Source organism: Kitasatospora sp. A2-31 (assembly GCF_022288725.1).
GTDB lineage: Bacteria > Actinomycetota > Actinomycetes > Streptomycetales > Streptomycetaceae > Kitasatospora.
The window spans coordinates 430,167-453,673 of sequence record NZ_JAKNTA010000004.1 but is presented as its reverse complement, the minus strand read 5'-3'; the positions used below and the strand labels follow the sequence as shown (position 1 = coordinate 453,673).

Annotated in this window: 15 protein-coding genes; 12 read left to right on the top strand and 3 right to left on the bottom strand. The window is 75.8% G+C overall.

What is annotated here, in order from left to right; translation table 11 throughout:
• Window positions 1-3: 3 nt before the first annotated feature.
• From MCM47_RS14130 to MCM47_RS43240, 3 genes are read right to left on the bottom strand one after another with little or no spacing between them, the layout of a single operon-like run.
• Window positions 4-1,206 (bottom strand): hypothetical protein, encoded by a 1,203-nt coding sequence (locus tag MCM47_RS14130; RefSeq protein WP_238861917.1) that lies wholly within the window; start codon window positions 1,204-1,206, stop codon window positions 4-6.
• A gap of 5 nt (window positions 1,207-1,211) precedes the next feature.
• Window positions 1,212-1,499 carry a LysM domain-containing protein gene (locus MCM47_RS43245; protein ID WP_238861916.1) on the bottom strand — a complete coding sequence of 96 codons (288 nt, stop codon included), beginning with the start codon at window positions 1,497-1,499 and terminating at the stop codon, window positions 1,212-1,214.
• Complete coding sequence (locus MCM47_RS43240) at window positions 1,496-2,131, bottom strand: hypothetical protein (protein WP_238861915.1); 636 nt, start codon at window positions 2,129-2,131, stop codon at window positions 1,496-1,498. Before MCM47_RS43240 ends, MCM47_RS43245 begins: the two co-directional genes overlap by 4 nt.
• A gap of 498 nt (window positions 2,132-2,629) precedes the next feature.
• On the opposite strand from MCM47_RS43240, the gene MCM47_RS14115 reads away from it, so the two are divergent.
• From MCM47_RS14115 to MCM47_RS14060, 12 genes are all read left to right on the top strand, one after another.
• Entirely contained in the window at window positions 2,630-3,967 is a 1,338-nt protein-coding gene (locus MCM47_RS14115; protein ID WP_238861914.1) for a helix-turn-helix domain-containing protein, read from the top strand.
• Window positions 3,968-4,298: 331 nt separating this feature from the next.
• Entirely contained in the window at window positions 4,299-4,745 is a 447-nt protein-coding gene (locus tag MCM47_RS14110; protein ID WP_255752245.1) for a cobalamin B12-binding domain-containing protein, read from the top strand.
• Window positions 4,742-6,043, top strand: coding sequence for a methylaspartate mutase (locus tag MCM47_RS14105; protein WP_238861913.1), 1,302 nt, complete (start codon window positions 4,742-4,744; stop codon window positions 6,041-6,043). Before MCM47_RS14110 ends, MCM47_RS14105 begins: the two co-directional genes overlap by 4 nt.
• Window positions 6,043-7,092: an asparagine synthetase A gene (locus MCM47_RS14100; RefSeq protein ID WP_238861912.1), complete on the top strand. Its 1,050-nt coding sequence runs from the start codon at window positions 6,043-6,045 to the stop codon at window positions 7,090-7,092. The genes MCM47_RS14105 and MCM47_RS14100 overlap by 1 nt, the downstream gene beginning before the upstream one ends.
• Before the next feature lie 166 nt (window positions 7,093-7,258).
• Window positions 7,259-8,545 carry a glutamate synthase-related protein gene (locus tag MCM47_RS14095; protein ID WP_238861911.1) on the top strand — a complete coding sequence of 429 codons (1,287 nt, stop codon included), beginning with the start codon at window positions 7,259-7,261 and terminating at the stop codon, window positions 8,543-8,545.
• A gap of 209 nt (window positions 8,546-8,754) precedes the next feature.
• The gene (locus MCM47_RS14090; protein WP_238861910.1) at window positions 8,755-13,536 is read left to right on the top strand and encodes a non-ribosomal peptide synthetase; all 4,782 of its coding nucleotides are present in this window, start codon (window positions 8,755-8,757) and stop codon (window positions 13,534-13,536) included.
• Window positions 13,537-13,577: 41 nt separating this feature from the next.
• Window positions 13,578-18,014 (top strand): amino acid adenylation domain-containing protein, encoded by a 4,437-nt coding sequence (locus MCM47_RS14085; protein WP_238861909.1) that lies wholly within the window; start codon window positions 13,578-13,580, stop codon window positions 18,012-18,014.
• Between the two features lie 162 nt (window positions 18,015-18,176).
• Window positions 18,177-20,021 (top strand): non-ribosomal peptide synthetase, encoded by a 1,845-nt coding sequence (locus MCM47_RS14080; protein WP_238861908.1) that lies wholly within the window; start codon window positions 18,177-18,179, stop codon window positions 20,019-20,021.
• The gene (locus MCM47_RS14075; protein WP_238861907.1) at window positions 20,018-20,860 is read left to right on the top strand and encodes a thioesterase II family protein; all 843 of its coding nucleotides are present in this window, start codon (window positions 20,018-20,020) and stop codon (window positions 20,858-20,860) included. Before MCM47_RS14080 ends, MCM47_RS14075 begins: the two co-directional genes overlap by 4 nt.
• Window positions 20,861-20,942: 82 nt before the next feature.
• Entirely contained in the window at window positions 20,943-22,130 is a 1,188-nt protein-coding gene (locus tag MCM47_RS14070; RefSeq protein ID WP_238861906.1) for a cytochrome P450, read from the top strand.
• Between the two features lie 134 nt (window positions 22,131-22,264).
• Window positions 22,265-22,474 (top strand): MbtH family protein, encoded by a 210-nt coding sequence (locus tag MCM47_RS14065; RefSeq protein WP_238861905.1) that lies wholly within the window; start codon window positions 22,265-22,267, stop codon window positions 22,472-22,474.
• Window positions 22,475-22,481: 7 nt separating this feature from the next.
• A complete protein-coding gene (locus MCM47_RS14060; RefSeq protein WP_238861904.1) occupies window positions 22,482-23,477 on the top strand; it encodes a TauD/TfdA family dioxygenase in 996 nt (331 codons plus the stop codon).
• Window positions 23,478-23,507 lie beyond the last annotated feature (30 nt).

Here is a 23,507-nt window from a genome sequence, read left to right as displayed (position 1 = left end):
GCCTCACAGTCCCGGCAGCGGCAGGCCCGGAGCCCCGCCGCCGAACGCCTCGGTGCCGTCCAGTCCGACCGCGTTGCGGCGGGCCTCGAACCGCTGCACGTACTCGCCGGTCGGCCGCATCCGGTGGACGACGCGGGTCACGTAGTACAAGCCGCTGTGCAGCGTCCCGGCGCCCTTGACGAGTACCGTCCGTCCGGCCCGCAGCACGTGCCCGTACGCGTCGCTGTTGATCTCACCGACCGCGTCGACCAACCAGGCCGCCTCGTCCCGGGCCGCCTGGGCCTGCCGGGTCAGCTCGGACGGGTCGGCGGTCGGTGTGGCGGTCAGCAGCAGGGTGCCGGGAGCGCGCAGCGGCCGGGCCGCCCGGGCCAGGGCTGCCCCGGCGAGGTCGGCCAGGGTGGTCCGGCCGGTGAGGCGCTGGGCGGGGACGGCCGCCTCGGCGACGGAGGTCCCCCTGGTCTCCGGCGCCACCTGCTCGGCACGGACCGCGAGCGGCAGGCGCCCGTCGAGCGTGGCCTCGAAGGTGCGCAGGTTGCCGGCCGCGCCGAACCGGATCGCCAGGTCCGGCTGCGGCGAGCCGCCGAGCGCGGGGGGTCCGAACCGGCAGCGGGCCGGGCCCTTCCCCGCGACGAACCGCACCTCGAAGCCGTTGCGGCGGGCGATCGCCCGCAGGAAGGCGGCGTCGGTGCCGCGCTGGACGACGGTCGTCCCGTCCGCCTCGCGCAGCGGGGCGGTCGGCGTGACGTCGGCCTCGAAGCCGGCGGCCGTGAGGACCTGCTTGGCGATGTCGGAGTCGGCCAGGTCCGGCCAGGCCACCGCCTTCTCCTCCTGGCCGAGGACGGCCCACGGGTCCTGCCCGAACACGTCGACGTGGGCGTCACGGCCCGTCAACCGCACGGTGGCGCCGACCACGTAACCCTCGGCCAGCGGCTCCGGCCCGGGGGCGCCGCCGCCGAGCAGACCGCCGACGGCCCCGCCGGCACCCCCGCCGCCGGTGAAGCCGAGGTCCAGCCCGAGCGGTGAGAACGGCGTGAACCGCTCGTCCGACAGGTGGCTCCACTCGCCGTCGGGCCCGGCGGTGAGCCGCAGCCGGACGGTGAAGAAGGTGCCGTCGACGCTCTCGTCCACCTCGACGAACTCCACGTCGGGGTGGAGGTCGGTGGCCGGGGCACCGCCGCAGCGCAGTTGGAAGGCCTTCTCCGGCACCGCCGTCACCCCGCCCGGTCCGGCGGGACGATGATCCGGGCCCCGGGTGCCAGCAGGTCCTCCGGATCGACGCCCGGGTTGGCGTCCGCGATCAGCCAGAAGCGGTCGGCACGCCCGTAGTAGCGCGCCGCGAGGAGGTCGAGCCGGTCGCCCTCGACGACGGTGTGGCGGTACCAGCCGGCGGTGGGCGGGACGAAGCGGATCGGCAGCACCGCATGCACCCGGCCGTCCGCCGTGGCGACGAGGCGGCTGCGCCGGGCGGCCTCGGCGTAGCGGCTGCCGGGGTCGGTCACTGCAGGGCCCCCAGCAGGTCTCCCGCGACGTTGGCCAGGTTGAGGGCGGCCATCACCTCGCGCACGGACTGGGTGTACTTGTAGGCGCCGATGGCGAGCTTGGCCTCCGCGGGGAGCCGGACCGGGGTGAGCACCCGCAGGGAGACGTTCACCTCGACCCGGACGGGGTTGAGCATCCGGTCGTACTCGCGCTCGGTGACGTAGAGGTTGGTGACCGTGACCGGGAGGAGCCGGTAGGGGCCCCAGAAGAACAGCACGGTCGGCAGTTGCGCCGGTGGGCTGCGGTAGGGCTGCGGCCCGCCGCCCCACAACGAGGTGGCCAGCGACTCCTGCGGGTACATCAGCAGTTCGAGCGCCGACAGGGCGGGCAGCACGCCCGCGACCAGGGCGATCGGGTTGCCGCCGGCCAACTGGTCGGTGGCGTCGAGGCGCAGCGTGAACGAGATGGCCTCGTCCGGCTCGCCGGGCTGGTTCGCGGGGGCGGGGCCGGACCCGTCGGGGGGATCGGGGGGGAAGGCCAGGCCCGGGGTCCGGCTCACGGTCTCCGGGTTGAACTGGAACAGCACGATGTCCGGCAGCCCCCCGAGCAGCCCCGCGTCGAACTTGACGAAGGCCCCCTTGAGCGCTGGCACCACGCGACCCCTGTCTCGATGCGATGCGGTCGGCCCGCCGGCCGGGTCGGCGCCGGGTCGCTGAGTGGGCGTCAGCTTGACGTACCCGAACCGCCCGCTGCAACGGTCCGCGCCGACATACACGCGAAAGGTGCAAATCGCTCGTTTCGGTTGACGCGGAGCCGGCGGCACAGGGGGCCGGCCACCCCGGGGAGCGCCCCGGAACCTGCGGCGGACACGGCCCATGGCCGGACCGGGAGGCCCTTCCGCGGCCGGCGGTGCGGCTGCCGGCACCCTCGGGCAGGGGTGCCGGGGGAAGCTTCGTGGACGATGCGGAGAGTCCGTGAACCTACGGTGATCGACCGTTGATCGCCCGTAGAGCAGCGCCGTGGACCATCGGCAGCGGGGGAACACGGTTCGACGGCCACAGCCGGTCGGCGCCGCCCCCGGCGTGCCGGCGGCCGCACGGACCCGATCCGGTCCCCGGTAGTTGGCCAACCCACGGAAGGCGGACGAGACATGGACAGCGGTCAGTCGCTGCAGACGACGGTGGGCTTCGGAGAGCTGCTCAGGATCAGGCGCGAACGGGTCGGCCTGACCCAGCAGGTGCTCGCCGATCACGCGACCCTGAGCGTGCGGGCGATCCGGGACATGGAGAGCGGCCGGGTGCAGCGCCCCCGGCAGGAGACGGTCAGGCTGCTCGCCGACGCGCTGCGGCTGGAGGGCCGCAACCGCCAGGCGTTCGAGGCGGCCGCGCGCCGGCAGGCGCTCGCCGACGAACCGCGCGAGGAGCCCACCGCGCCGCCGGTGGCCCGGGGGGCGATCGTCGGCCGGGAACTGGAGGTGGAGGTGCTGGCCGACGCGCTGGCCGTCCACGGCGACCGGCTGGTCACGGTGACCGGTCTGGGCGGGGTCGGCAAGACCCGGCTGGTGCTGGAGGTGGCCCGGCGGCTGCACCTGGCCGCCCGCTGGTCGGTGCGCTGGATCGACTGCGCCAGCTCGGTGGCCGTCGGCACCCAGTACCACCCCGAGCCGGCCCCGTCCGGCCCGACCCTCATCGACCTCGGCCGCGCCGACGGCGGCCGGAGCGACCTCGGCCGCGCCCGCGACGGCCGCGCCGACCTCGCCCGCGCCATCGGCGACCGGCCCACCCTGCTGGTGCTGGACGGCGCCGACGGCCGGGTGGACGCCGCCCTGCTGGACGAGCTGTTCCAGCGCTGCCCCGGCCTGCGGGTGCTGATCACCGCGCGGGTCGCCCAACCGCTGCCCGGCGGCCAGGTGATCCCGCTCGCCCCGCTGCCCACCCCCGGGCCCGAACTCGACCACGACCCGGCCGCGCTGGCCGAGGTGGGCGCCGTCCGGCTGCTGCTGTCGCACCTGCGCCGGCTGCGCCCGGGCTACCGGCTGGAGCGCGACGAGGCGCCGGCGGTGGCCGCACTCTGCCGCCAACTGGACGGCCTCCCGGGCGCCCTGGAGCTCGCGGCCGGCTGGTCCACGGTGCTGTCGCCGGGGCAGCTGGTGGCCCGGCTGGCGGACGGGCCGTTCCACCTGACGCCGCCGGCCGGGTTCGGCGGGCGCGGGGACGTCGGCGCGGCGCTCGGCGCGGCGCTGGAGCGGCTGACGCTGAGCCAGCGCTACCTGCTGGAGCGGCTCGCCGCAGAGCCCGGCGACTGGTCGGGCGAGGACGCCGTGGCACTGAGCGGGCGCCCGCCGCAGGAGTGCCTGCTCGCACTGCACGAGCTGCTGGCCAGCGGGCTGATCCGCAGCGTCCCGGCCCGCGACGGCGTCCGGTTCTCCGTGCTCAACCTGTGCCGGCGGCTCTGCGACGCCCAGCCGGTGCTGGCGGCGGCCGGCTGACCGCTGCCACCCCTCCGACCCCCGGCCCGCCCCGTCCTGACGCGTCGCGTGACCAGCCCCGGCCCGACCCCGCCCGCTCCGTCCTGACGCGCCGCGTGACCAGCCCCGGCCCGGGCCGGCCCGACCCGGCCCGGCCCGCACCGATACTGCCCGTCACTTGCCGGGCAAGCTGCCGGTCCGGCGAGCGGATCCTCCCTAGCGTTCTGTCCACGGCCGGGCGAGCCGGAATCCCGAGACCCACTGCCCCGGACACCCACCACCACCGGCCGGGACTCCCCACCACCAACCGACACAGAGGGTTTGCGCCGTGGAGCAGCATGCCGTGGAGCAGCTGGATCAGCATGGAGAGGCCGAGCCGGCCGGACTGGAGGTCGTGGTCACGACCATGGCCTCGGACTCGCACACCTGGAACCTGGTCTTCCTCCAGCTGCTGCTGGAGGAGCTCGGCCACCGGGTCACCAACCTGGGCGCCTGCGTGCCCGACGAACTCCTGGTCGCCGAGTGCCGCCGGATCGAGCCCGACCTGATCGTGCTGAGCAGCGTCAACGGACACGGCCAGCAGGAGGGCCTGCGGGTGATCGCCGCCCTGCGCGCCTGCCCCGAGCTGCGCCGCACGCCGACCGTGATCGGCGGCAAGCTGGGCATCGCCGGCTCCGACGACCCGACCCGGCAGGAGGTGCTGCTGGCCGCCGGCTTCGACGGCGTCTTCGAGGACGCCGGCGCCGTGGCGCAGTTCCGCGCCTTCGTGAGGTCGCTCTCCGCCGGGGTGCTGCTGTGACCGGCTTCGGCACCTTCGTCGCCCAGGCCAGAGCCGCCGGCGCCCTGGTCGTCCAGCCCCGGATGGGCATGGCCGACCCGCTGCGCCAGCGCGACGGCCTGATCGCCACCCGGGACGCGAGGGCCGTCACGGTGGGCACCATCACCCTGGACAGCTACACCCGGACCGGTGATCTCGCCGCCGCCCGGCGGGCGCTGGCCGACGGCGCCGGGCTGAACGGCTACCCGATCGCCACCCACCCGGCCGACGTCACCCGCGCGGTGCTGCGCGGGGTCGCCGACGCGGGCTTCCCGGTGCAGGTCCGGCACGGCTCGGCGTCGCCGGAGCACATCGTCCGGGCTCTGCTGGCGGTCGGCCTGGACGCCACCGAGGGCGGCCCGGTCTCGTACTGCCTGCCCTACAGCCGGACGCCGCTGCACGAGGCGGTGGCCGCCTGGCAGCGCAGCTGCGAAGTGCTCGCGTCGATCCGGGAGTTCGGCGCCGAACCGCACCTGGAGACGTTCGGCGGCTGCCTGATGGGGCAGCTCTGCCCGCCCAGCCTGCTGATCGCGGTCAGTGTCCTGGAGGCGCTGTTCTTCCGGCAGCACGGGTTGCGCAGCGTCTCGCTCAGCTACGCCCAGCAGGCCGACCTGCGGCAGGACGAGGAGGCGCTCACCGTCCTCGGCCGGCTGGCCGACGAGCTGCTGCCGGACGTCGACCGGCACCTCGTCCTCTACGCCTACATGGGCGTCTACCCGCGGACGCCGGGCGGTGCCCGTCTGCTGCTGACCGAGGCGGCCCGGCTGGCGGTGCGGACCGGGGTGGCCCGGCTGATCGTCAAGACCACCGCCGAGGCGCACCGGATCCCGACCGTCGGGGAGAACGTCCGGGCACTGGAGACGGCCGCCGCGGCGGCGGCCGAGGAGCGCGACCGGCCACCGCTCACCGCGGTGCCCGACACCGGCATCGAGGCGGAGGCCCGGGCGCTGATCGGCGCGGTGCTGGAGCTGGACCCCGACGTGGGCCGGGCGCTGGTGCGGGCGTTCGCGGCCGGCTACCTGGACGTCCCGTACTGCCTGCACCCCGACAACGCCGGCCGGGCGCGCAGCTCGCTGGGGCCGGACGGCCGGCTGCACTGGTCGAGCGTCGGCTCGATGCCGATCGCCGGCCTGTCGGGTGGAGCGCGCCCGCCGATCCTCGGCTCGGCCGAGCTGCTCACCGCGCTCTCGCACGTCCAGCGGACGTACGACGCCCGCGCCGCCGCCCCCGAACCGCCCCGAAACCCCGCCCCACGACGAGAGATGGGACTCAACGCGTGATGACCGACGACGGGCTCACCGCACCGGCCGCCGCCACCCCGGCCGCCGCCGAAGCCGCCACCACCCCGGCCGCCGCCGCGCCGGTGGACCCGGGGCGGCACCTGACCGCGCCGACCACCCGCAGCGCGCTCCGGATCCAGCACCAACTCCTGACCGCTGCGCGCGAGTTCCTGCGCGGACGGGGGTTCACCGAGCTGCTGCCGCCGATCATCGGCCCGGTCACCGACCCGGGTGCGCGCGGCTCCAAGCAGGTCGACGTCGACTTCTACGGCCACCGCTACAAGCTGATGACCAGCGCGATCCTGTACAAGCAGGCCTCGCTGCTGGCCTTCGACAAGATCTTCTGCATCGCGCCGAACGTCCGGCTGGAGCCGCTGGAGACCGCCGGAACCAGCCGCCACCTGGCCGAGTTCCACCAGCTCGACGTGGAGGTGGCCGGCGCGACCCGGGACGACGCCGTCCAGCTGGTCGAGGAGCTGGTGGTGCACATGGTGGACAGCGCGGTCCGCGAGCTGCCCAAGGACTTCGCCGAACTCGGCCGGGACGTCGGCGCGTTCACCGAGCTGCTGAAGGGCTCGTTCGGCCGGATGCGGCACGCGGAGGCGGTCTCGGAGCTGCAGGGGCTCGGCCATTCGCAGAGTCCGGACGCCGAACTCGACTGGGCGGGCGAGGCGTTGCTCTCCGCCCAGCGGGACCGGCCGTTCTTCGTCACCGACTACCCGAAGGGCTCGCGCGGCTTCTACGACCGGGAGAACCCGGAGGACCCCGGCCTGCTGCGGAACTTCGACCTGATCGCGGCCGAGGGCTACGGCGAGCTGTGCAGCGGCAGCCAGCGCACCAACGACTACGCGGAGATCGTCACCCGGATGCGGGAGACCGGTGAGAACCCGCAGAAGTACCGCTGGTACCTGGACCTGGTCCGCGAGGGCGTGCCCGGCAGCGCCGGCTTCGGCATCGGCGTCGAGCGGCTGACCCGCTACGTCGCCGGGCTGGACGCGGTCTGGCAGGCCAGCGCGTTCCCGAAGCTGGCCGGGGTGGTGTCGCCGTGACCGGGCGGGACGAACGGGCGGTGTCGGGCGCGGCGACCCGCCGGACCGCCCCCGGCGCGGCGACCCGCCGGACCGCCCCCGGCGCGGGTGGTCACGCGACCGCCACGAACCCGGCCACCGGCCGGACCGCCCCCGGCGCGGGCACCTGCCGAAGCGGGGTGGCCGCATGAGCGACCTGTCCGCACCGGGGTTCCCGGAGGAGGAGGTCCGCCGGCGGGCGCGGGCCGGCGTGGCCGCGGCCTTCCCTCCGCCGGGCGAGTACGGCCGGGTGCTGTTCGGCGCCGAACGCGCCGACGGCCCGGTCGACCTGCGGGATCCGCTGGACGCGCTGCGCCTGGTGCCGCCGGTCTTCATGCCGCAGCGACTGGCCCGGCTGATCGACCTGGGTCGCGAGCCCGACTACCGGGACGTCGAACTCACCACCGTGATCGGCGGGTTCACCTCCGCCCTGCCGGTGTACGTGTCCGCTCTCGGCTCCACCCGGGCGGCCGGCGGTGACCTGGGGCAGGCGCTCTCCCGCCAGGCCGGGGCGCTCGGCGTCCCCATGGTGATCGGCGAGAACGTCGTCCCGGTGAACGGCTACGGCCGGCTCGGCGAGGACGCCGACCGGGCCCTGCTCGGCCGGCTGCGGGCCTACGCCGCGGAGCTGCCGGACGGGCTCGGCGGGGTCGCCGTCCAGCAGTCCACCGAGGACGCGGACGCCGAGGTCTGGAACCTCGTCTACAGCGACCCTGCCGCCCTGCCGCTGCTCGAATCCGGGCGCCTGGCCTTCGAGTTGAAGGTCGGCCAGGGCGCCAAGCCCGGACTGGGCGGGATGACCGTGCTGGACGCCGAGGCGGCGGCCCGGCTCGGCGACCGGTACGGGCTGGACCCGGTGTTCGGTGACGGCCGGGTGCTCCGCTCCAGCACGCCCGGCACCTTCACCGCGGAGATCCTGCGCCAGCAGGTCCGGCTGATGCGCAACAACTTCCCCCGCGCCCGCGTCTGGGTGAAGCTGCACCCAGGCCGGGACGTCGCCGAGGCCGCCCGGGTGGCGGCCGAGGCCGGGGCGGACGCCGTCACGGTGGACGGTGCGGAGGGCGGCACCGGCTGGGCGCCGGAGGCCTTCCCCGCGCAGGTGGGCCTCCCGCTGGCGGAGTGCCTGCGCCGGCTGGCGGTCGCCGGGCCGCCGCCCTGCCTGCTCGTCTCCGGGCGGATCTGGGAGGGTGCGCGCGCGGTCAAGGCCCTGGCGCTCGGGGCGCGCGCGGTGGGCCTGGGCCGGGCGGCCGTACTGGCCTCCGCCGAGGATCCGCAGGACGGGCTGGTCCGGTTCGCGCAGTGCCTCGCCCTGGAGCTGCGGCTCCTGATCAGCGCGCTCGGGAAGTACGCTCCGGCCGCGCTGGACCGCTCCGACGTGTGGTCCGCGGACGGGCGCCTGGCCGTTCCGGAAGCCCTTTCGGCGGAATCGCCGTAGCCCTTCCCCCCACCTTCCCACCGTGTTTCCCAGCAGCCCGCCGGGGCGCCGCCAGGCCCCCGGCGGGCTGTCCCATTTCGCTCAAGTCCGTTGGTAAGAGCGGCAGTTGAAACTGCCGATGGTCTTCCGGACATTCTGCCGATCGGGCCGCAGGAGCCGCCCTATCGTCGGAACCACTGCCACCAGCGTCGCTCATTCATCGGGGTTAAATGATGGAATCACGCGGTTTCCCCTTCATATCCGTCGCGCGCCGGTTCCCGGAGCGGCCGGCCGTCCGGCTGGGCGGGCGGACGGTCCGCTACCGGGAGCTGGACGAGCTGAGCGGCGCGCTCGCCGCCCGGCTCGCCCCCGGGCGCACCGTGGCCGTCGCCGGCCGCGACCGGCTCGACCACGTGGTCGGTATGCTCGCCGCCCTGCGGGCCGGCGCCACCTACCTGCCGCTGGACCGCGAGGCCCCCGAGGAGCGCAACCGCTGGATCCGCGAGGACGCCGGCGCCACCCTCGGCTACGTCGACGGTGAGCTCGTCGACCTCGGGGCACCGGACGGCACCCCGCCCGCCGGCACCGGAGCCGCCGACGCCGCCCCGAGCGATGCCGCCGCCACCCGGACCCCCGCCGACGCCGACGCCGACGCCGTGCCGCCCTCCGCCGGCTACCTCGTCTACACCTCCGGCACCACCGGCCGCCCGAAGGGCGTGCACGTCCCGCTGGCCGCGCTGACCGGCCATCTGGCCGCCGCCGTCGAGGGCTTCGCCCTCACCCCCGAGGACGTGGTGCTGCACTTCGCCCGCCCGACCGTGGACGTGGCCGTCGAGCAGGTGCTCACCGCCCTCTGCGCCGGCGCCTGCCTGGTGATCCCGGAGCAGCAGCTGGTCGCACCGGCCGCCCTGCTCGACCTGCTGGACGCCGAGGGCGTCACCGTGGCCAACGTGGCCGCCGGGTACTTCCAGGAGGTGGTGGCCGCCGTCCGCGAGCGCGGCCGCGCCCCGCGCACCCTGCGCCTGATGATCTCCGGCAGCGACCGGCTCCACCCGGACGCCGCCGCCGGTTGGTGGGCCGCGACCGGGGTGGCGCTGCTCAACGCCTACGGGCCGACCGAGACGGTGGTCACCGCCACCGTCCACCGGGCCGAGCGGACCGCCGCGGACGCCGAAGCGGTGCCGATCGGCAGCCCCCTCGGCGACCGCCGGGCCTACGTGCTGGACGGCCGGCTGCGGCCGGTGGCGCCCGGCGAGTCCGGCGAGCTCTACCTGGGCGGACCGCTGCTGGCCCTGGGCTACCACGGCCGGCCGGGCCTCACGGCGGGCCGGTTCGTCGCCGACCCCTTCGCGGCCGAGCCGGGCGCCCGGATGTACCGCACCGGTGACGTGGTCCGGGCGGGCGCCGCGGACGGGGCCCTGGAGTTCGTCGGCCGTACCGACCACCAGGTGAAGATCCGCGGCTTCCGGGTCGAGCCCGGCGAGATCGAACAGGTGCTGGCCGGTCACCCCGGCGTCGCCGGCGCGGTCGTCGTCGCGCACGAGGGCCGGCTGGCCGCCTACGTCACCGGCGCCGCTCCCGACCCCGCCGAGCTGCGCGCCTTCCTGGCCGATCGGCTGCCCGAGCACATGGTCCCGGCCACCGTCACCCCGCTGGCCGCCTTCCCGCTGACCGCCGGCGGCAAGGTGGACCGGGCCGCGCTGCCCGAGCCGCAGGCAGCGCCCGCCGCCGCGCCGAGCGGCCGGCGCCCGCCGCGCACCCCGGCCGAGCAGCTGATCGCCGCCGTCTGGGCGGACGTGCTCGGCGTGCCCGAGGTCGGCGCCGACGACAACTTCTTCCACCTCGGCGGGGACTCGCTCACCGCCGTCCGGGTGGTCGGCCGGGTCTTCGACGTGTTCGGCATGATCTCCCCGTACACCATCTTCGACGCGCCCACGCTGGCCGGGTTCGCGGCCGCCGTCACCGCCTCCGCGGGCGGCGAGCGCCCGGAGCTGACCCGCACCGGCGCCGCCGAGGCCCCGCTGGCCACCTTCCAGCGCGGGCTCTGGTTCCTCGACCAGTGGAACCCGGGCGCACCGACGTACATCGTGCCGTGGGTGTTCCGCTTCGCCGGCGAGGTCGACCCGGAGCTGCTGCGGCGGGCGCTGGCCGGGGTGGTGGAACGGCACGAGAGCCTGCGCACCACCTTCGCGTTCGGCGAGGACGGCCCCCGGCAGGTGGTCCACCCGTCCGTCGAGCTGCCGTTCACGGTGGTGGAGACCGCACCCGAACAGGTCGGCGAGCTGCTGGCGGAGGCCGCGCTGGTCCCGTTCGACCTGGAGACCGGCCCGCTGCTGCGCGCGCACCTCTACCGGACGGGTGGGACGTCCACGCTGCTGCTGCTCTGCCACCACATCGTCTGGGACGAGGGCTCGCTGCCCGTCCTGGAGGCCGAACTGGCCGAGCTGTACGAGGCGCTGGCCGCCGGCCGGGCCCCCGCACTGCCCGAACTGCCGGTGCAGTACGCCGACTACAGCGCCTGGCAGTACCGGGAGGACAACGCGGCCGCGGCCGCACGCCACCTCGACCACTGGCGCGAGCACCTGCGCGACGCGCCGACCGAGCCCGTCCTGCCCACCGACCGCCCACGGCCGGAGGTGCAGGCCTTCCGCGGCGCCTTCCACCGCTTCGCCATGCCGCGCCCGGTCGCCGAGGCCGTGCGGGCGCTGGCCCGCAGCGAGGACGCCACGCCGTTCATGGTGCTGCTCGCCGGGCTGGCGCTGACCCTGCACCGGCGCACCGGGCAGCGCGACCTGGTGCTCGGTTCCCCGGTGAGCGTCCGCGGCCGGGCCGAACTCGACGCGCTGATCGGCTACTTCGTCAACCTGCTGCCGCTGCGTGTGCGGCTGGACGAGGGTGCGGACTTCCGCGAACTCGTCCGGCACGTCCGCGAGGTGGCGATCGACGGCTACCGCCACCAGGAGGCGCCGTTCGACGACATCGCCACCACGGTGCTGGAGGACCGCCCGGACGACCGCGCGGAGAACCGCAACCCGCTCTGCCAGGTGCTGCTGGAGCTGCACCCGCTGGACACCCGTCCGCTGACCATCGGCGGCACCGAGGTCACCCGCGAGCTCCACTCCAACCCGGTCTCCCGGTTCGACCTGTCGATCTCCGTCGACGACCGCGGCACCGACTTCACCGGCCGCTTCGAGTACGACTCCGACCTGTTCGATGCCGCCACCATGGCCGGCCTCTGCGAGGACTGGCTGGGCACCCTGGCCGCCGCGGTCGAGGTGCCGGTGCACGCCCTGGTGGAGGCCCGGGCCCACCGGGAGCCGGCCGCCGTGGCCCTGGTCTCGGGGGAACGGCGCGTCGCGTACGGCGAGTTGAACACCGCGGCGAACCGGCTCGCACACCACCTGGCCGCCCGCGGGATCGGCCGGGGCGACACCGTCGCCGTCCTGGTCGAGCGCGGGCCGGACCTCGTCGTCGCACTGCTCGCCGCGCTGAAGGCCGGCGCCGCCTACACCCTGCTCGACCCCGACTTCCCGGCCGAGCGGCTGTCCGGCGCGGTCGCCGACAGCGGTGCCGCACTACTGGTCACGCACCGCCACGCGAGCCCGCCGTTCCCCGTCGCGGACCACCTGGACCTGGACGCCGAGGCGGCCGGCGTCGCCGCCCGGTCGGCGCACGACCCGGGGCTGCCGGTCACCGGCGCCGACCTCGCCTGCGTGATGTTCACCTCCGGCTCCACCGGCCGTCCCAAGGGCGTCGCCGTGCCGCACCGCGCCCTGACCACCACCTACCTCGGCCAGGACTACGCCCGGTTCGGCCCCGACGAGGTCTGGCTGCAGTGCTCCCCCGTGTCCTGGGACGCCTTCGCGCTGGAGCTCTACGGCGCGCTGGCCTTCGGCGGCGTCTGCGTCCTGCAACCCGGCCAGCGGCCCGACCCGCAGGCCGTCGCGGAGCTCACCCGCCGCCACGGCGTCACCCAGCTCCAGCTCTCCGCCAGCCTGTTCAACTTCCTGCTGGAGGAGTTCCCGGACACCTACGACGACCTCAAGGTGGCGTTCACCGCGGGCGAGCGGGCCTCCGTCACACACGTCGGCAAGGCGCTGGAGCAGTACCCGCAGCTGGTCGTCGCCAACGGCTACGGCCCGGTCGAGAGCCTCGGCCTCACCACGTGCCACCGCGCCACCCCGGAGGACGCCGCCGGCGCCTCCATCCCGATCGGTCACCCGCTGCACGGCAAGGCGGTCCACGTCCTGGACGAGCAGCTGCGCCCGGTCCCGGACGGCACCACCGGCGAGCTGTACGCGGCCGGCGGCGGGCTGGCGTACGGCTACGTCGGCCGGCCCGGGCTGACCGCCGAGCGCTTCGTCGCCTCGCCGTTCGGCGCACCGGGCGAGCGCCTCTACCGCACCGGCGACCTCGGGCACCGCGGTGCCGGGGGCGTGCTGGAGATCACCGGCCGGATCGACGACCAGGTCAAGATCCGCGGCTTCCGGGTCGAGCCCGGCGAGATCGAGGACGCGCTCACCCGCCACCCGGCCGTCCGGGAGGCGGCCGTCACCGTCCACGAGCCCGCCCCGGGCGACCGGCGGCTGGCCGCCTACGTCACCACCGGCCCGGACGCGCCCGGGCCGGACGCCCTGCTCGACCACCTGGCGGCGCTGCTGCCCGAGCACATGGTGCCCGCCAGTCTCGACGTGCTGGACGCCCTGCCGCTCAACCCCAACGGCAAGGTCGACCGGCGCGCGCTGCCCGCGCCCGCCGAGCGCCGGGCCGCCGAGCCGGCCGACCCGCTCACGCCGGACCAGCGGCTGGTCGCCGACGCCGTCCGCGCCGTGCTGGAGCTGACCGAGGACCTCGGCCCGGACGCCAACTTCTTCCGGGTCGGCGGCAATTCGCTGGCCGCCGTGCGGGTCGCCATGCGGCTCTCCCAGCAGACCGGCACCCGTGTCCCGCCGCACGTGGTGTTCCGCGGCAAGACCGTCGGCGCCATCGCGGAACGGCTGGGCGCACGATGACGGATCGTCAGACCGACCACCCGAACGAAGGGAACACGGCCGTGAGCCCGTCCGCCGATCCGGCCCGCACCGCCCCCGTGTCGGGGTTGCAGCGCGGCCTCTGGTTCCTCGACCGGTTGAACCCGGAGGCCGCCACCTACACCACCCCCTGGACGTACGACGTCACCGGCCCGCTCGACCTCGACCTGCTGCAGCGGGCGCTGGACGGCGTGGTGGCCCGGCACGAGGCGCTGCGCACCACCTTCGCGCTGCACCCCGACGGCCCCCGCCAGTTGGTCCACCGCAGCCTCGCCGTCCCGCTCGCCGTCACCGACCTGCGCGGCCTGCCCGAGGCCGAACGGCCCGAACACGCCGCCCGGTTGTTCGCCGAGCGGGCCACCGAGCCGTTCGACCTGGCCGCCGGCCCGCTGCTGCGCGCCGAGGCCGTCCGGCTCGCCGACGAGCGCACCACCCTGGTGTTCGTGGTCCACCACATCGTCTGGGACGGCTGGTCCGCCGACCTCTTCGAGCGCGAGCTCGTCGAGCTGTACGGCGCCCTCGCCGAGGGGCGGCAGCCGCGGCTGCCGGAACTCGCCGCCCAGTACGCCGACTGGGCGCTGGAGGAGCAGCACACCTCCTACGAGGAGCACCTGGCCTACTGGAAGGACCGCCTCGACGGCGCTCCCACGCTGCTGGAGCTGCCCACCGACCGGCCCCGCCCGGCCGAGCGCGGGCAGCGCGGCGCCACCGAGCCGTTCGACCTCTCCCCCGGCACCGCGGCCCGGGTCCGGGCGCTCGCCGAACAGGAGGGCGTCACCCCGTTCACCGTCCAGCTGGCCGCCTTCGCGCTGCTGGTCGGCCGCTGGACCGGTGCCGACGACCTGCTCGTCGGCACCCCGGTGACCATCCGCAACCGGCCCGAACTCGCGGACCTGATCGGCTACTTCGTCAACCTACTGCCGCTGCGGATCCGGCTCTCGCCCGGAGCGGGCTTCCGCGCCCTGCTGGAGCACGTCCAGGACGCCGCCTTCGACGCCTTCGGCTACCTCGACGTGCCCTTCGACCAGCTGGTCGACCGGCTGGGCACCGCCCGCACCGCCCAGCACCCCCCGCTGGTCCAGGTGGTGTTCGGCGCCCACGCCGAGGACCGCGCCCCGCTCGTCCTCGGCGCGGCCACCGCCGAGCGGACCGTCCGCTCCAACGGCACCAGCAAGTTCGACCTCACCTGGTCGCTCTTCGACGGCGGCGAGGGCGCCGAGCTGCGCGGCGAGGCCGAGTACAGCAGCGACCTCTTCGATCCCGGCACCGTCCGCCGGCTCGCCGCGGACTACGCCGGCCTGCTGGACGCCGCGCTCGCCGATCCGGACGCCACCGTGCTCCGGCTCACCTCCGCCGGTGCGCCGCACCGGCCGGCGCGGCTCGAGCCGGGCCACTGCCTGCACCACCTCTTCGAGCGGGCCGCCGACGCGTACGGCGACCGGCCCGCCGTCAGCGACCCGGACGGCACCCTCGACTACGCCGAACTGGACCGCAGGGCCAACCGGTTGGCGCACGCGCTGCGTGCCCGCGGGGTCCGCCCCGGCGACCGGGTCGGCCTCCTGCTGGAGCGCACCGCGGCCGTGCCGGCGGCGATCCTCGGCGTGCTCAAGACCGGCGCCGCCTACGTACCGGTCGACCTGGCCGCCCCGGCCGACCGGGCCGCCCTGGTCTTCGGCGACACCGCCGTCACCGTGGTGGTCACCGACCGGCCCGACCGCGCCCCGGACGGCCCCTGGCAGACCCTGGACGTGGTGGCCCGCGCCGAGGAGCTCGCCGCCCTGCCCGGCACCCGGCCCCCGGCCGCCGGGCGCCCCGGCGACGTCGCCTACCTCATCTTCACCTCCGGCTCCACCGGCCGCCCCAAGGGCGTGGCCGTCGCCCACGAGCACGTCAGCCGGCTGCTCGACTCCGGTCGCCCGCACTTCGGCTTCGGCCCGGACGCGGTCTGGACGCTCTTCCACAGCTACGCCTTCGACTGGACCGTCTGGGAGCTCTGGGGCGCCCTGCTGCACGGCGCCCGCCTGGTCGTCGTGCCGTACCTGACCAGCCGCTCGCCGGACGAGTTCGCCGAACTCGTCGACCGGGAGCAGGTCACCCACCTCTGCCTCACCCCGTCCGCGCTGCGCCAGCTCGAACCGGCACTGCGCCGCCAGCCGCGCGCCCTGCCGGCGCTGCGCTGGATCATGCTCGGCGGCGAGGCCCTCGACCCCGGGGTGGTGCAGCGCTGGTCCGGTCTCGACCCGCTGCCGCCCGCCCGGCTCTGCAACCTCTACGGGATCACCGAGACCACCGTCCACGTCACCGTCCACGACGTCGCCGCCGGCGGCGAGGGCTTCGAACGGAGCCTGATCGGCGAGCCGATGCCGCACCTCACCGCTGCGGTCCTGGACGACTGGCTGCGCCCCTGCCCGGCCGGCGTCCCCGGCGAGCTCTACATCGGCGGCGGCAGCCTCGCCCACGGCTACTGGGGCCGGCCCGGTCTCACCGCCTGCCGCTTCGTCGCCGACCCGTACGGCCCGCCCGGCGCCCGGCTCTACCGGACCGGCGACGTGGCCAAGCGGCTGCCCGGCGGGGGGCTGGAGTACGTCGGCCGGGCCGACTTCCAGGTCAAGCTGCGCGGCTTCCGGATCGAGCTCGGCGAGATCGAGAACGCCGTCGCCGCCCACCCGGACGTGGACGCCTGCGTGGTCACCGTGCACGACGACCGGCTCGCCGCGTACGTCACCGGGTGCGAGCCCGCCGACCTGCGGGCCTTCCTGGGCAGGGCACTGCCCGAGTACATGATCCCGGCGAGCGTCACCGTGCTGGACGCGCTGCCGCTGACCGTCAACGGCAAGGTGGACCGGGCTGCGCTGCCCGCGCCCGGCCGGGCCGCGCCCGCCACCGGCCGGCACGTCGAGCCCCGCACCCCGGAGGAGGAACTGTTCGCCGCCGTCTGGTCGGAGGTGCTCGGCCTGCCCGGGATCGGCGTCCACGACGACTTCTTCCACCTCGGCGGCGACTCCATCCGCGCCGTCCAGCTGGCCGGGGCGCTGCACGACCGCGGCTGGCAGGTCAGCCTGCGGGACGTCTTCAACGCCCCCACCGTCGCCGCGCTGCTGCCGGCGGCCCGCCCGGTGGCGGCGGACCCCGGGGCGGACCGGCCGTTCGCGCTGATCGCCGAGGAGGACCGGGCCGAGCTCCCGCCGGAGGTGGTCGACGCCTACCCGATGGTCTCGATGCAGCTGTCCATGGTCTTCCACATGGAGGTGGCCGGCGGCACCGACAGCTACCACAACGTCAACTCCTACCGGATCTCCGGCGATCTGGACGAGACCGCCTTCGTCCGGTCGGTCAACGAGGCGATGGCCCGGCACGCCGTGCTCCGGACCGGCCTCGACATCTCCGGCTACGGCGAACCGCTCCAGCTGGTGCACGGCACGCTGCCCGCCCCCGTCGAGTTCGCCGACCTGCGCGGCGCGGACGAGCAGGCCCAGGACGCGGCGGTCCGGGCCGTCTTCGCCGACCACCGGGACCGGCCGTTCGACCTCGCCGAGCCGCCGCTGTTCCGGATCACCGTGCAGCGGCTCGGGGCGGGCGCGTTCCAGCTCACCATCTCCGAGCACCACGCGATCCTGGACGGCTGGAGCTTCACCTCGCTGCTCACCGAGATCCTCGAACGGCACTCCGCGCTGGCCGCCGACCCGGCGTCCGCGCCGACCCCGCCGCCGCGCACCGCCTTCCGCGACTTCGTCGCCGTGGAGCGGGCGGCGGCCGAGGAGCCGGCCTCGCTGGCCTTCTGGCGCGAGCGGCTGGACGGCGCCACCGGCCAGCTCTGGCCCGGCAGCGAGGACGTCCACGACCTGCCGCGCACGGTCGAGCGGGTGCTGCCGGACGCCCCCCGGCAGCTGCGCGGCGTCGCGGACGCGCTCGCCGTGCCGGTCAAGTCCGTCGCGCTCGCCGCCCACCTGCACGCCCTGGCCCGGATCACCGGACGGGAGCGGGTCACCACCGGTCTGGCGATGAACGGCCGGCTGGAACGGCTCGGCGGCACCGAGGTCTACGGGCTCTTCCTCAACACCGTCCCGCTGGTGGCCGAACCCGGGGCGGACCTCGCCGCGCTGGTCCGTCACGTGCACCGGGAGGAGCTGGACATGATGCCGCACCGCCGGGTGCCGTTCGCCCGGCTGGCCCGGCTGATGGCCGACACCGCGCTCGACAGCCAGTTCGGCTACCTGCGGTTCCACGCCCTGGGCCGGCTCAGCTCGGCGCGCATCGAGGACGGCCGGATCGGCTGCGAGCCCACCCTTCGGCACGAGCCCAACAGCTTCGCCTTCGGCGCCTCGCTGATCCAGGACCCGGTCTCGGACCGGGTGCTGCTGGCCGTGGACCACCAGCGTGCGGTGGTGGACGACGCCACCGCCGAGGAGTTCATCGACGCCTACGCGGCGGCCCTGGCCGCCCTGGCGGCGTCGGTCTGACGCCGCGCCGCCCGGGCCGGCCACCGGCCCGGGCGCCCGTCCGGCCGCCCGCCGCATGTCCACCCCCGGCGGCCACACCCCGCCGGCCGCACCCCGCGGCTCCCGTACGACCGCGTCGGCCCCGACGCGCCACCACCCATCCCGACCGAGGAGCACCCCCGCATGACCACCACCGCCGAACCGGCCGCCACCGTCCAGCCCACCACCCCCGCGGCGGCCCCCGCCGACCTGCTCACCCGCCTGCGCGCCGCCGTCGCCGCCCATCCCGACCGGCCGGCCGTGCACGCCGTCGACGGCAGCCTCGACTTCGCCGCCCTGGACCGGCGGACCGCCGCCCTCGCCCGCGCCCTGCGCGCCCGGGGCGTGCGGCGCGGCGACCGGGTCGGCATCCACCTGGCCCGCACCGCCGATCTGCCGGTCGCGCTGCTCGCCGCCTGGCGGGCCGGCGCCGCGTACGTCCCGCTCGACCCGGCCTACCCGGCCGAGCGGATCGCCTTCATGGCCGCCGACGCCGGCCTCGCGGCCGTCGTCAGCACCGACGCCGCGCCGCCCGTACCGGCCGGTGTCCCGGTGCTCCGCCCGGACGCCGGGGCGGCGGACGCCGGGGCGGGGGCGGCGGACGGCGAGGCCGCGGCCTCCGGTGACGCGGACTTCGCCCCGGACCCGCTCGACTCCGCCTACGTCATCTACACCTCCGGCTCCACCGGCCGTCCCAAGGGCGTCGAGGTGCCGCACGGCGCCGTCGCCCACCTGGCCGCCGCGCTGGAGCGCAGCGGCGCCTACCGCCCGGAGCCGGCCGTGGTCGGCTGGAACGCCAGCGTCTCCTTCGACGCCTCCGTCCAGCAGTGGGTCCGGATCTGCCGCGGCGACACGCTGGTGCTGATCGACGACGCCCGCCGGGCCGACCCGGCCCGGCTGGCCGTCCTGCTGGCCGAGCACGGCGTCACCGACCTCGACCTGACCCCCTCGCACTGGCAGCTGCTGCGCGAGCCGCTGGCCGGTGCCCGGGTGCCGCGCCTGTTCATGGGCGGTGAGCCGGTGCCCGAGCGGACCTGGCGCGAGCTGGCCGACACCGGCATCGACGCGCTCAACCTGTACGGGCCCACCGAGTGCACCGTCGACGCGATCACCGCCCCGATCACCGGCCCCGGCCCGCACCTGGGCGAGCCGCTGCCCGGCGTCCGCGCCCACCTGCTGGACGACCGGCTGGCACCGGTCACCGCGCCCGGCACGGTCGGCGAACTGTACCTGTCCGGGCCGGGCGTGGCGCACGGCTACCCGGGCCACCCGGGCCTGACCGCCGGCCGCTTCGTGGCCGACCCGTTCACGCCGGGCAGCCGGATGTACCGAACCGGCGACCGGGCGCGCCGCACCGCGGACGGCCTGCTGGAGTACGTCGGCCGGGTCGACCGCCAGGTCAAGCTGCGCGGCTTCCGGATCGAGCCGGGCGAGGTGGAGCACGCCCTGGCCGCCCTGGACGGGGTGTCCGCGGCGGCGGTCACCGTGCACGAGGCCGCCCCCGGCGACCTCCGGCTGGCCGGGTACGTCGTCACCACCGCCGGATCCGGGGCCGACGCCGCCGCGCTGCTCGCCGCGCTGCGCCGGACGCTGCCCGCCCACCTGGTGCCGGCCACCGTCACCGTGCTGGACGCCCTCCCGCTCACCCCCAACGGCAAGGTCGACCACCGTGCGCTGCCCGCCCCGGCCGCCGCCGCGGAGGCCGCGCCGGCCGGCGGCGTCGAGGAGCAGGTCGCCGAGGTCTGGCGGACCGTGCTGGGCGTCCCCGCGGTCGAGCCCACCGACGACTTCCTCTCGCTCGGCGGCCACTCGCTCGCCGCGCTGCGCGTCGTCCACCTGCTGCGCCGCAAGCTGAACGTCGAGCTCCAGCTGCGGCACCTGCTGGACGCCGCCGACCTGGCCGCTTTCACCGCCGCCGTCCGCCTGGCCGCCGAGGCCGGCCCGGCCGCGCCGCGACCCGCCCTGACCGCCCGCCGGGCCGCCCGATGAGCGCGACCGCCGCCCGCCCGGCCGCCCGGCCGCGGATCGAGGGCGACTGGTTCCTCGTCCCCGCGCCCCAACCCCACCGCCCGCCACGGCTGTTCTGCTTCCCCCACGCCGGCGGCGACGCCACCGCCTTCACCCCGCTGGCCCGGGCGCTCGCACCCGCCGCCGAGGTCTGGGCGCTGCGCCCGCCGGCCCGCGGCGGCCGCAGCCGGGACCGGATGCCGCCGGACTTCGCCGCCCTGGTGGCGGCGGTCGTCGAGGCGATCACCCCGCACCTGGCCGGCGGCCGGTTCGGTTTCTACGGGCAGAGCTTCGGCGCCCTGCTGGCCTACGAGGTGGCCCGCGCGCTGCCCGCCGACCGGCGCCCCGACCTGGTGGTCGCCGCCGGCGCGCCCTGCCCCGCGGAGTGGGCCGAGCGGGAGAGCAAGGACCTCGACGCCGTCGAACTCCTGCGCCTCACCGGCCTGGAGGAGCTGGTCCGGGCCGATCCGGACCTGGTCGAGCTGGCCCTGTCCGGCATCCGCACCGACCTCGCGGTCAGCGCCACCTTCCGCCACCGCCCGCACCCGCCGATCGGCTCCGCGCTGTACGCGCTGGCCGGCGCCGACGACCCGATGCTCGGCACCACCGACCTCACCGGCTGGGCCGCCTTCACCGGCGGGGCGTTCGGCCACCACGTCCTGCCGGGCGGGCACCTGCTGGCCACCGTCGACCGGCCCGGCCCGGTGGCCCTGCTGTCCTCGCTGCTGGCCGCCGCCCCGCCCCGGCCCGCGGCCGACCGGGTCCGCGCGCCGGCGCCGGCCCGGCCACCGCTGCGGCCCGCCGTCCGGCCCCGCCCATGAGGGCCGACCGCACCCGGCCCGGCCCCACCCCGCCCACTCCGACCCTCGGGCGCGGGCCCGAGGCCACCCCCAGGGAGCAGTCTTGACGACCACCACCACCTCCGTCGACCTCACCGACCCGGCCCTGTGGGCCCGCCCCGACACCCCGGCGCTGGTCGCCGAACTGCGCCGGACCGCCCCGGTCCACCGCACCGAGACCGTGGACGACGGCCCGGTCTGGTCGGTGCTGACCTACCGCGAGTCCGCGGACGTGCTGCGCAACGCCGCCGTGTTCAGCTCGGAGTCCGGCTCGTTGCTGGGCTCGGGCCAGGGCAAGGTGCCGGTCGGCTCGGGCCGGATGATGGCCCTCACCGACCCGCCGCGGCACCGCGAACTGCGCGCCCCCGCCAACCCGTTCTTCTCCAAGGGCGGGGTGCGCGGCGCCGCCCGCTCGATCGCCGAGCGGGCCGGCGAGCTCTTCGACCGGGCCGTCGAGCAGGGCGAGGTGGACCTCGTCGACGTGGTCTCCGCACTGCCGCTGGCGGTCATGTGCGACCTGCTGGACGTGCCCGAGAAGGACCGCGACATGGTGGTCCGGGTCTGCGACGTGGCCTTCCTCGGCCGTACCCCCGAGGAGCGCCGGGCCGGCCACCAGCAGCTCATCCCGTACCTGCTGCACCAGGTGATGCTGCGCCGCAGCGACCCGCGTGACGACCTGATCTCGATGATGGCGACCTACAAGGTCAACGGCCGGCTGCTGCCGGTCGAGGACGTCGTGCTCAACCTGGACAACATCGTGGTCGGCGGCGTCCAGACGGTCCGCCACACCGCCGCGATGGGCCTGCACACCCTCGTCCAGCGCCCGGACCTGTGGCGCAGGCTCCAGCAGGGCGAGGTCGACATGGACTCCGCCGTGGACGAGTTGCTGCGGTGGACCTCGGTGGGGCTGCACACGCTGCGCACCGCCAGCCGGGACGTCGAGCTGGCCGGGCGGCAGATCCGCCGCGGCGACCGGGTGGCGGTCTGGGTCTGGTCGGCCAACCGGGACCCGGAGGCCTTCGACCGGCCCGAGGAGATCCTGCTCGACCGCTCGCCCAACAAGCACCTGGCGCTGGGGCTCGGCGCCCACTACTGCATCGGCGCACCGCTGGCCAAGGCCGAGCTGAGCGCGCTGTACTCGGCGGCCCTGGAGAAGGCAGCCGCCATCGAGCCGGCCGGTCCGGTCGAGTACAACCGCTCGATCATCAACTTCGGCCTGGACCGCTTCCCGGTCCGCCTCACCCCGCGCTGACCGCGTGCACCGGCAGGCGCTAACTGCCGCCCACCTGCCGGGCCTTGTGCCGCTGCGGCCGCTGCGCCGCCGATAGCTTCGAAGCACACCGGGGGACGCGCCCCACCGGTCCACACCACACCGAGGAGAGCACCATGACCAACCCGTTCGAGGACGACAACGCCGGCTACCTGGTGCTGGTCAACGACGAGAACCAGCACTCGCTCTGGCCGGTCTGGATCGACGTGCCGGCCGGCTGGACCAGCGTCCACGGGGAGGCGTCCCGCCAGGAGTGCCTCGACTGGATCGAGACCAACTGGACCGACATCCGCCCGGCCGGCCTGCTGGCCACCCTGGACCGGTGAGCCCGCGATGCCGACCTGGGAGCTGACCCCCGGCCGCCCCGCCCTCACTCAGGTGCCGGCCGGCGCCGGCCTCGCCGAGGGCTGCGCCTGGCTGCGGGAGAACGAGGCCGAGCTGACCGCCGCGCTCCACGAACACGGCACGATCTTCCTGCGTGGTCTGCCGGTGGCCTCCACCGAGGACGTCGCCGCCGTCCGCGACGTGCTGATCCCCGAGCCCACCCCGTACCGGGAGAAGGCCACCCCGCGCAGCGACTTCGGCCACGGCGTCTTCTCGTCCACCGACCTGCCGCCGGCCCAGTCGATCCGGATGCACAACGAGAACAGCTACACCCTGACCTTCCCCGGCAGGCTGCTCTTCGCCTGCCTGACCGCCCCCGAAGAGGGCGGGGCCACCCCGACGGCCGACGTCCGCAAGGTCCTGGCCCACCTGCCGGCGCACCTGGCGGCCCGCGGCCGGTCGTCCGGCTGGACGCTCACCCGCAACTACTCGGACTACGTCTCGCTCGGCTGGCGGACCGCCTTCGGCACCGAGGACCGAGCCGAGGTGGAGCTGTACTGCAAGGAGAACGGCATCTCCTGGCAGTGGCAGCCGGACGGCAACCTTCGCACCGGCCAGCTGCGGCCGGCCACCATCCACCACCCGCAGACCGGCGAGGAGGTCTGGTTCAACCACCTCGCCTTCTGGAACGAGTGGTCGCTGGACCCGGACATCCGGGAGGCCATGGTCGACGAGTTCGGCCCGGACGGCCTGCCGTTCAACACCGGCTTCGGGGACGGCGAGCCGCTCACCCGGGAGGACGTGGACGCGCTGAACGCCGCCTACGAGGCCGCCACCGTCCGCGAGACCTGGCAGGTCGGCGACGTGATGCTGGTCGACAACGTGCTCTGCGCGCACGGCCGCGACCCGTACCGCGGCGACCGGAGGATCGCCGTCGCGATGGGGCGCCCGGTCGACGTCCTGGACTGCCGCCCCACCGTGCTGCCCACGGCAGTGCCCGCCTGACGCCCCACCACCAACCGCGCCGTGACGTGA

Coding starts and splice junctions, on each gene's coding strand:
- MCM47_RS14080 (WP_238861908.1), top strand. CDS start 18,177: ATGACCACCACCGCCGAACCGGCCGCCACCGTCCAGCCCACCACCCCC.
- MCM47_RS14065 (WP_238861905.1), top strand. CDS start 22,265: ATGACCAACCCGTTCGAGGACGACAACGCCGGCTACCTGGTGCTGGTC.
- MCM47_RS14060 (WP_238861904.1), top strand. CDS start 22,482: ATGCCGACCTGGGAGCTGACCCCCGGCCGCCCCGCCCTCACTCAGGTG.
- MCM47_RS14075 (WP_238861907.1), top strand. CDS start 20,018: ATGAGCGCGACCGCCGCCCGCCCGGCCGCCCGGCCGCGGATCGAGGGC.
- MCM47_RS14090 (WP_238861910.1), top strand. CDS start 8,755: ATGATGGAATCACGCGGTTTCCCCTTCATATCCGTCGCGCGCCGGTTC.
- MCM47_RS14115 (WP_238861914.1), top strand. CDS start 2,630: ATGGACAGCGGTCAGTCGCTGCAGACGACGGTGGGCTTCGGAGAGCTG.
- MCM47_RS14100 (WP_238861912.1), top strand. CDS start 6,043: ATGACCGACGACGGGCTCACCGCACCGGCCGCCGCCACCCCGGCCGCC.
- MCM47_RS14095 (WP_238861911.1), top strand. CDS start 7,259: ATGAGCGACCTGTCCGCACCGGGGTTCCCGGAGGAGGAGGTCCGCCGG.